8 protein-coding genes are annotated in these 7,341 nt (G+C 58.0%); 4 read left to right on the forward strand and 4 right to left on the reverse strand.

Going from position 1 to position 7,341, the window contains the following annotated elements; translation table 11 throughout:
* On the reverse strand, positions 1–989 hold a 989-nt coding region (hrcA, locus tag GX108_02380; GenBank protein NLO55894.1), incomplete at its 3' end, for a heat-inducible transcription repressor HrcA.
* Between the two features lie 196 nt (positions 990–1,185).
* Between hrcA and GX108_02385 the strand changes: the two genes are divergently transcribed.
* Genes GX108_02385 through GX108_02400 form a run of 4 tightly spaced genes read left to right on the forward strand, consistent with a single transcriptional unit; the run spans position 1,186 to position 4,365 of the window.
* A complete protein-coding gene (locus GX108_02385) occupies positions 1,186–1,830 on the forward strand; it encodes a histidine phosphatase family protein (protein NLO55895.1) in 645 nt (214 codons plus the stop codon).
* Between the two features lie 41 nt (positions 1,831–1,871).
* Positions 1,872–3,086, forward strand: coding sequence for a dihydropteroate synthase (folP, locus tag GX108_02390; protein ID NLO55896.1), 1,215 nt, complete (start codon positions 1,872–1,874; stop codon positions 3,084–3,086).
* Positions 3,086–3,568, forward strand: coding sequence for a 2-amino-4-hydroxy-6-hydroxymethyldihydropteridine diphosphokinase (gene folK / locus GX108_02395; GenBank protein NLO55897.1), 483 nt, complete (start codon positions 3,086–3,088; stop codon positions 3,566–3,568). Before folP ends, folK begins: the two co-directional genes overlap by 1 nt.
* A 23-nt stretch (positions 3,569–3,591) precedes the next feature.
* Positions 3,592–4,365: a hypothetical protein gene (locus GX108_02400; protein ID NLO55898.1), complete on the forward strand. Its 774-nt coding sequence runs from the start codon at positions 3,592–3,594 to the stop codon at positions 4,363–4,365.
* Between the two features lie 37 nt (positions 4,366–4,402).
* On the opposite strand, the gene GX108_02405 is transcribed toward GX108_02400, so the two are convergent.
* The 3 genes from GX108_02405 to GX108_02415 form a co-directional block, all read right to left on the reverse strand.
* A complete protein-coding gene (locus GX108_02405; GenBank protein NLO55899.1) occupies positions 4,403–5,263 on the reverse strand; it encodes a 2-oxoacid ferredoxin oxidoreductase in 861 nt (286 codons plus the stop codon).
* A gap of 12 nt (positions 5,264–5,275) precedes the next feature.
* Positions 5,276–7,003, reverse strand: coding sequence for a 2-oxoacid:acceptor oxidoreductase subunit alpha (locus GX108_02410; protein ID NLO55900.1), 1,728 nt, complete (start codon positions 7,001–7,003; stop codon positions 5,276–5,278).
* 96 nt (positions 7,004–7,099) lie between these two features.
* Positions 7,100–7,303, reverse strand: coding sequence for a heavy-metal-associated domain-containing protein (locus GX108_02415; protein NLO55901.1), 204 nt, complete (start codon positions 7,301–7,303; stop codon positions 7,100–7,102).
* Positions 7,304–7,341: the final 38 nt, after the last annotated feature.

Here is a 7,341-nt window from a genome sequence, read left to right on the forward strand (position 1 = left end):
CCGAGTACGCCTTCGAGGACCGAAATGGATCTTTCGTAATCCATCCTCGTCGGCCCGATGAGGCCGACCACGGCTTTCCGGCCGCCGGCAATCGTGGAGGCCATCAGTATGGAACAGTCGGGCATCTTCAGTTCGGGATTTTCATCCCCTATGGTCACGCGGAGACCCCTCTCGATCGAACAGTTGCGGACGAGCATTCCAATGGATTCATCCTCTTCCAGGAGCGCCATTATGGTCTGTAAACGGCCAAGGTCGTTGAAATCGGGGAGACCCAGGACATTATGGGTGCCCCCGGTGAAAAACTGGAAGGGCTGCTCCAGGAGCAAGCCGTCCATCTCCTTCAGGGCCATCCGGCAACTCTCGGCGTAACGCTCCAGGGCGTCTTCCACGTAGGTCTGAAGTGTCCCCCTGACCTCCCCCCAGGACCTGCCGACGGCCACGGTGGAAACCCGCCGTGAAAGCTCATCGAGGGCTTCCTGGGTCATATCACAGGGCAAGGTGGAGATCTTGTGGTGGATAAGCCCTCCCTGGAGCACAAGCAGTATCAGAACCGTGCTGTGCCCCATCCTGAGAAACTCCGCCCTCTCGAGGACCGGTTCCTGGGCAGGTCCGAGGGCGGCCAAGCCTATATAACTGGTGATCCTTCCCAGGAGCCTTGTGGCGTAGATTAGGGCTTCCTCCACGTCTTTTCTTCGTTCCCGGAGCTCCTTTATCCACCCCTCGCTTTCGGAGGGAAAGGTCCTCTGTCGCCTAAGGATGGCGTCCACGTACACCCGGTACGCCTTCGGCGTGGGTACCCTGCCGGCGGAGGTGTGTGGTTGGTAAAGATACTCCGACTCCTCCAGGTCGGCCATTTCGTTCCTGATGGTCGCGGCGCTGCGATCCTTCAGAAATTTCCTGGCTATGGTGCGAGACCCCACGGGCTCGCCGGTCTTTATGTATTCGTAAACCACCGCGAGGACCACTTCTAGATATCTTTCGTTTAACACTGCCGTAGCAACTCCCTATCACTTTTTATTAGCACTCCCGTTCTAAGAGTGCTAAAGGTCATCCGTCCGAAGGGTAGATTAGCAATGCCATCGTCTATTGTCAACACTGGTCAGAAACTTGGATATCCCCTATTGCGTCCCTATTGACCTAGAATAGGCCTTGGTAAACAATCCTCTCCGCGGGAGGTCCTCTCCTTTGACCGAGAAAAACATGACGACGGTGATACTGATAAGGCATGGCGAGTGTGAGGGCAACAGGGAAGGTCTGTTCAGAGGAAGGACGGACTTCCCGCTCAACGAGGCGGGGAGAAAGCAGGCCAGGTCCCTGGCGGAAGCGATAAAGCCCATGACCCCTTCCATTGTATATTCGAGCCCGCTCCTCCGAGCGGAGGAGACGGCGAGGATCATATCCGAAGGGTGCGGGGCCGAACTGGCTCTCAGGCAGGGTTTTATCAACATTGCCCTGGGCCGGTGGGAGAACAGGAAGAAGTCGGACATCGAGCAGGAATACCCGGAAGAATGGAAACTCTGGCTCTCCCATCCCGAAAGGCTCCACATCGCCGGCGGCGAATCTCTCGGTGACGTCAGGAGAAGAGCCTTCGCAAACCTGGATGCCCTCGTAAAGGGCCATGCGGGAGGGACCTTGGCGATAGTGTCTCACCGGGCGGTGCTCAAGCCGCTGCTGGCAGAGGTACTGGACATAGGGGACCCCTACTTCTGGAAGGTCCACCTCGACACAGCCTCCTTTTCGATCCTTAAACACGAAAAAGACAGGGGCTATTGCCTGGCCTCGCTGAATCAAACATACCACCTGGAACAATTCATCAGCGAATGGGTCTGAAATGAGGACAATAGCCCATTCCCAACGGGAGGCCTGCCAAAATGGGACTTTACCGGGTAGAGATCGAGAACAAGAATGACCTGGCCAACCTGATCCTCGCCACCGAGGCTGACGAGCGTAGCTTCTACTTTTTCGAGCGAAAGAGCCGAATGCTGGCCTTTTACATCCCGGAGGTCGACTTCAGGGCGGCCAACGCCCTGAAACAGGAGCTGCTCTCCCGGGGCGGCGACGCCATCGTCCATAGGGGCGCGATTGCAGGATCGGTACCTAGATCCAACGTGGTGCTCCTGGGCACCAGCAAGACCCTGGAGGACCTTTCGGTCAAGCTGAGATCCATGCCTTATTGGGGTCTGGACGTGGTAAGGGAGGACCTCGCTAAGGCCTTATCCTCTCTGGACGTCACGAGATGGAATCTGAAGATCCCGGGCCGGGCCGACCTTGAGTTGGACGAAGCCACAAAGGTCATGGGTGCTATAAACATCACCGCCGATTCTTTTTACCCCGGGAGCAGGGTCGAGGGAACCAGCGGTTGCGTCGACGCCGCTCTCCGAATGCACGAGGAGGGATCCGATATCATCGATATCGGGGCGGAGTCGACGCGGCCGGGCTCAAGACCTCTCGGCCAGGAAGAGGAGGCCTCCCGGCTGATCCCGGCCATAGAGGCAGTCAGGAAGGAGTTGCCGCATGTCTTGATCTCCGCCGATACCTTCCGGGCGGAAACCGCCAGGGCCGCCATTGATTCCGGGGCCGATATCATCAACGACATTTCGGGGGGAGTCTTCGACGAAGAGATGTTTCCCCTGCTGGCAAAAAGCGGTAACCCCGTCATCATCATGCATGCCAGGGACGTCCCCGGGGGGATGCACCTCCCAGTGACCTACGGGGATATAATCGGCGAAATAATATCCTTTTTTTCCCGGCGATTGGATGAGGCCGAGAAAGCCGGCGTGAACCGGAACCAAGTCATTCTGGACCCTGGCATGGGCTTTTCCAAGAACGCCAGCCAGAACCTGCAGATACTCAAGGGTGTGGTCTCCTTCAAAACCCTGGCCAGACCTTTGCTCGTTGGCCATTCCCGCAAGAGCACCATCGGGAAAGTCCTGGACCTGGACGACCCCGCCGATAGGCTCGCTGGGACCCTCGCGCTTTCGGCCTTCTGCGCTCTGAAGGAGATCCCCCTGGTCAGGGTGCACGATGTGGCGGAAAACAGGAGAGCCGTCAGGATGATCCAGGCCTTGAGGGAGGCGGAAATCTAATGCTGGCCGGTATATCCCTCGGAAGCAACGTGGGCGACAGGCTGGGCTACATCCGCCAGGCGTCGCAGATGATAAGGTGCATGGACATCCCGATCATCGCGACCAGCGATATTTTCGAGACGGCTCCCTGGGGCGTGAAGGAGCAGCCCTGGTTCCTCAACGCCTGTCTGCTGGCCGAAACCTCCGACTCGCCCAGGGAACTGTTTTCCAAATTGAAGGAGATCGAGAACAGGCTGGGGCGGGTTTCGAGATTTCGGTGGGGACCGAGAGAAATTGACCTGGACCTGCTCTTCCTGGATGGACTTACCGTCAATGAACCGGACCTCGTCCTGCCTCACCCCAAGATGCACAACCGGTCCTTTGTCCTGGTGCCACTCAACCAGGTGGCACCCGACTGGGTCCACCCCCTTCTCCAACGGAAGGTGAGCGAACTGGTCCGTGAGGTACCGGGCGAAGACCTGCTCAGGATCACGGCCCTTTAGATCTTCACGTTTTTCGAGGAGTGATGCTTTTGTACCCCTGTAAACCGGGAGGAGTACCCCGAGCCAGGTTCCTGGCGATTTTCATCGCGTTGACGCTTTATATTTCATACCCTTCTTCTCCGGCCGCCGCACAGCACCTTAAAATACTCTCTGTCCCGGGGCATCCCGTGAGCCTGGTCCTGGAGACCAACGAGGGTGTCATATCCTCGGCGCTGCTTCGGTCCCCCGCAGGGATACAGAAGATCCTCCCCCTGGAGGGTTACGTCTACGCCGGGGAGAACCGCACCGAACCCTACGCCGACGGGGATCTCAGGAAGGACCTTCTCTGGACGATCACCTTCACGAGGCCCGGTGACCGCTCAAGGGGGATATACCTTTGGATCGGGCTAACCACGCACATCCCCAGGGCCTGGGTCATCATCAGTCCCCTGGGCCAGACCTACTGGGACACGATTCCCCTGAAGGTCTATGCCCCGAGGGGCACCGCGCTCTTTGTCTCGCCCAACCTACCCGCTTACGGCGACCTCCCCCAGTTCGGGGGCAACAGGACGCTCACCTTCGTATACACCATCGCCCTTACACCCGAAGGCCCGAACTTCCTTCCCGTGCCGGAAGTTTACCGCCAACTTTACATTATCACGGCGACCATCAGGGACGCCGAACAGGTTGCCGAGCGCCGGGAAGCCTACTCGAGGCTCCTCGAGGATTACGAAATCCTTTCAAGGGGAGGAAAACCTTCCACGGAAGTGATCCAGAACTTCACCTGGAAACGCATCCTCTGCCTGGACTGGAAATGAATTTGCCGCCGGCCGGAAAACCCCGCGCATTCGGGGACTACCGGAACGAGGCCAGGAGGTCCTTGATCCTATCCGGCTCATAGTCCCTCCGATAAAGAGGTGTGTCGTCCCCGAAATAACACCCCATGGAATCCTCAAAAGTGGGTTTCCCCTCGATCTTGTATAAAACTCCCAGGGGATAGGGCGGTCCCTCCAGGGCTCGCTCCAGGGCGGCCATCCGGTCGGAAGGATCGTGATCTTCCGGGAGATCAAAGGTGTTCGCCCCGAACCAGGCGTAGGTGTTGACCTTGTTGAAGGTCACGCAGGGCTGGAAAATGTCCACCAGCGAGTAACCCTTGTGGAGGATAGCCTTTTTTATGATCTCCACCGTCTGGTCAATGTTGGCCGAATAAGCCCTGGCGACGAAGGAGGCGCCCAGGGCTACCGCGACCGCCACGGGGTTGAAGGGTTCGGAAAACACCCCGTCCACCTGGACGGGCGTCTTGAAACCCACGGCGCTGGTCGGGGAGGCCTGCCCCTTGGTAAGGCCGTAGACCATGTTGTTATGCGCTATGTTCGTGATATCGGGGTTTCGGCGTATGGTATGGATGAAGTGATTCCCCCCCTCGCCATACATATCCCCGTCACCTCCGATGGCGATCACGGTCAGGGCCCTGTTCGCGACCTTCATTCCCGTGGCGTTGGAGATCGAACGGCCGTGCAGCCCGTTGAAGAAATTGCCCTTCATGAAATGGGGTGTCTTGGCTGCCTGGCCTATGCCTGAAAAGAGGACTACCTTTTCAGGGGGAAGATCAAGACCGGCAAGGGCTTTCTTCAGGGCCTCAAGGATCTGGAAATCGCCGCACCCGGGGCACCACTGGTTGTCAATCCCCTCCAGGTCGTAAATCCTGTGATCCATCTTAAATACCTCCTAATTCAGCAACTCGAGGAGCTTCTCGACCACGGTCTCGACGGGGACCTGCAACCCACTGTACCAAAGGATGCGATCCTCAATGAGGAATCCCGTCTCTTTCCTTATGAGATCAGCGAACTGCCCGGTGGCATTCCCCTCGATGGCTACAACCCTCCTGGCCTTCTCCAGGTAAAGCCGGGTTCCCCGGTGAAGGGGGAACACCTGGTCGAAATGGAGATGGGCCGTTTCCTCCAGGCCCGCCTTCTCCAGTGCCTCTTCGACGATATGGTACAGGGAACCCCAGGTCACCACCAGGTTTCGGTAGTCATTGGGTCCGCTCATCGTGGGATCGATAACCCTCTCTGCGATGCCCTTTCTTTTCCGCAGACGCTTGTCCACCATGCGACGACGAAGTTCGAAATCCTCCTGGACATGACCGACCTCGTCGTGCTCGTGGCTGTCCGTTCCCACGATCCCCTTGCCAAAACCGGGGACGCTCCTGGGGGAGACGCCGCTTTCGGTGACCTCGTACCGCCGGTAGCCGGTATCCGACTCTACGAGGAACCTTTGAGCCTTCAGGCCGCTGGTGTCAAACACCGGCACGTTGTAGAAGGAGTTCAGGAAGTACTGGTCTGTCAGGATGAATACGGGGATCTGGAATTCATCGGCCAGGTTGAAGGCTTCAAAGGTCAGGCGGAAGGCCTTTTCCAGGCTTCCCGGGGCGAAGACAGCCCGGGGAACGTCGCCATGACCACTGTAAATGGCCAGGTTCAGGTCGCCCTGTTCGGTCCTCGTGGCCATGCCCGTGGCGGGGCCGGGCCGCTGTCCTATGTGAAGAACGATGGGCAGTTCCGTTATACCGGCCAGGCTGACCCCTTCTCCCATCAGCGAAAGACCGCCCCCGGAGGTGCTCACCATACTCCTAGCGCCCCCGTAGGCAGCGCCCAGGGCCATATTTATGGCGGCTATCTCATCCTCCGTCTGCTCCACGGCCACGGCATGAGTCCTCGCGTGCCCAGCCAGGTAGGTCAGCACTCCCGTGGCCGGGGACATCGGGTAGGACGATATGAAATCGCAGCCCCCGGCCAGGGCTCCCAGGGAAACCGCGTCCGACCCATTCATCATCATCTCCCCGACGGCCTCTTTCTTCCGGGAGATATCGACAGAAGCACTTTTCAACGTTTTCAACTCTCTGAAGAGATCCATGCCCTTTTCCAAAGCCGACAAATTATTGTTCACAATCTTTTCTGACTTTGCTAGAAACCTGTCCCTCAACAGTCCTGCGGGTATTTCCGAGGGAACCCCAAGGAGTCCCGCGAGGAGCCCCGCCGCCACGATCCCGGTATAGACAGGGCCTCCTGCCTCTTGGCCCTTCTCCATCAGCGGCACATTTAAAAAGGTACCTTCCGTGTCGGCCAGTTCATCCTTGATCTCCCCGGCATCTCCCAGGATGAGCGTCCCCGGAGAGATGCGCTTCCTGATATTCGCCCTAATGCCGCCGTTCAGGGGGAGCAATATGTCAATCCTGTCGACAAGAGCCCTCACTCTCCCGGAGGAGATCCGTATCTCTGTGGAGTTGCTTCCACCCCTGACCCTGGACATATACTCCCTGCTCGCGAATACGTGGTAACCGGCCTTTCTGAATGAATCGACCAGGATCTCCTCCAGTGTCTGAACGCCCTGGCCTGCCGCACCGCACAAAACCAGTGATAGGTCGCTGTTTCCTTTCGAGGGAAATTGGAACATCCTATCTCCTCCCTGTTCCAGGAGGGGGCAAACCCATCCTGTTGATTGGCCTTACGTTATGAACAGGACGGCCCACCTTTCGGTGGGCCGTCCTGTTCAGTTTTCGAGTGTCACGGGATATCCTGACTCTTCAAGGGCCTGGACGACCTTTTCTTCGAAAGGCTGGCCTGCGAATAGCTTCTTCTCCTCGAGGGAAACCCTGAAGTCGCTCACTCCCATCGACTCCAGGACCCCGGTTATCCTCTTGACGCAGTGACCGCACGACATATCCGGTACCCTGTAGGAATACTCCTTGCTCATTCAGATTTCCCCCTTCCTTATGGTCAGTGAATTCAACA

The sequence above is a fragment of the Thermovirga sp. genome (assembly GCA_012523215.1).
GTDB lineage: Bacteria > Synergistota > Synergistia > Synergistales > Thermovirgaceae > 58-81.

Coding starts and splice junctions, on each gene's coding strand:
- folP (NLO55896.1), top strand. CDS start 1,872: ATGGGACTTTACCGGGTAGAGATCGAGAACAAGAATGACCTGGCCAAC.
- folK (NLO55897.1), top strand. CDS start 3,086: ATGCTGGCCGGTATATCCCTCGGAAGCAACGTGGGCGACAGGCTGGGC.
- GX108_02400 (NLO55898.1), top strand. CDS start 3,592: ATGCTTTTGTACCCCTGTAAACCGGGAGGAGTACCCCGAGCCAGGTTC.
- GX108_02405 (NLO55899.1), bottom strand. CDS start 5,263: ATGGATCACAGGATTTACGACCTGGAGGGGATTGACAACCAGTGGTGC.
- GX108_02410 (NLO55900.1), bottom strand. CDS start 7,003: ATGTTCCAATTTCCCTCGAAAGGAAACAGCGACCTATCACTGGTTTTG.
- GX108_02415 (NLO55901.1), bottom strand. CDS start 7,303: ATGAGCAAGGAGTATTCCTACAGGGTACCGGATATGTCGTGCGGTCAC.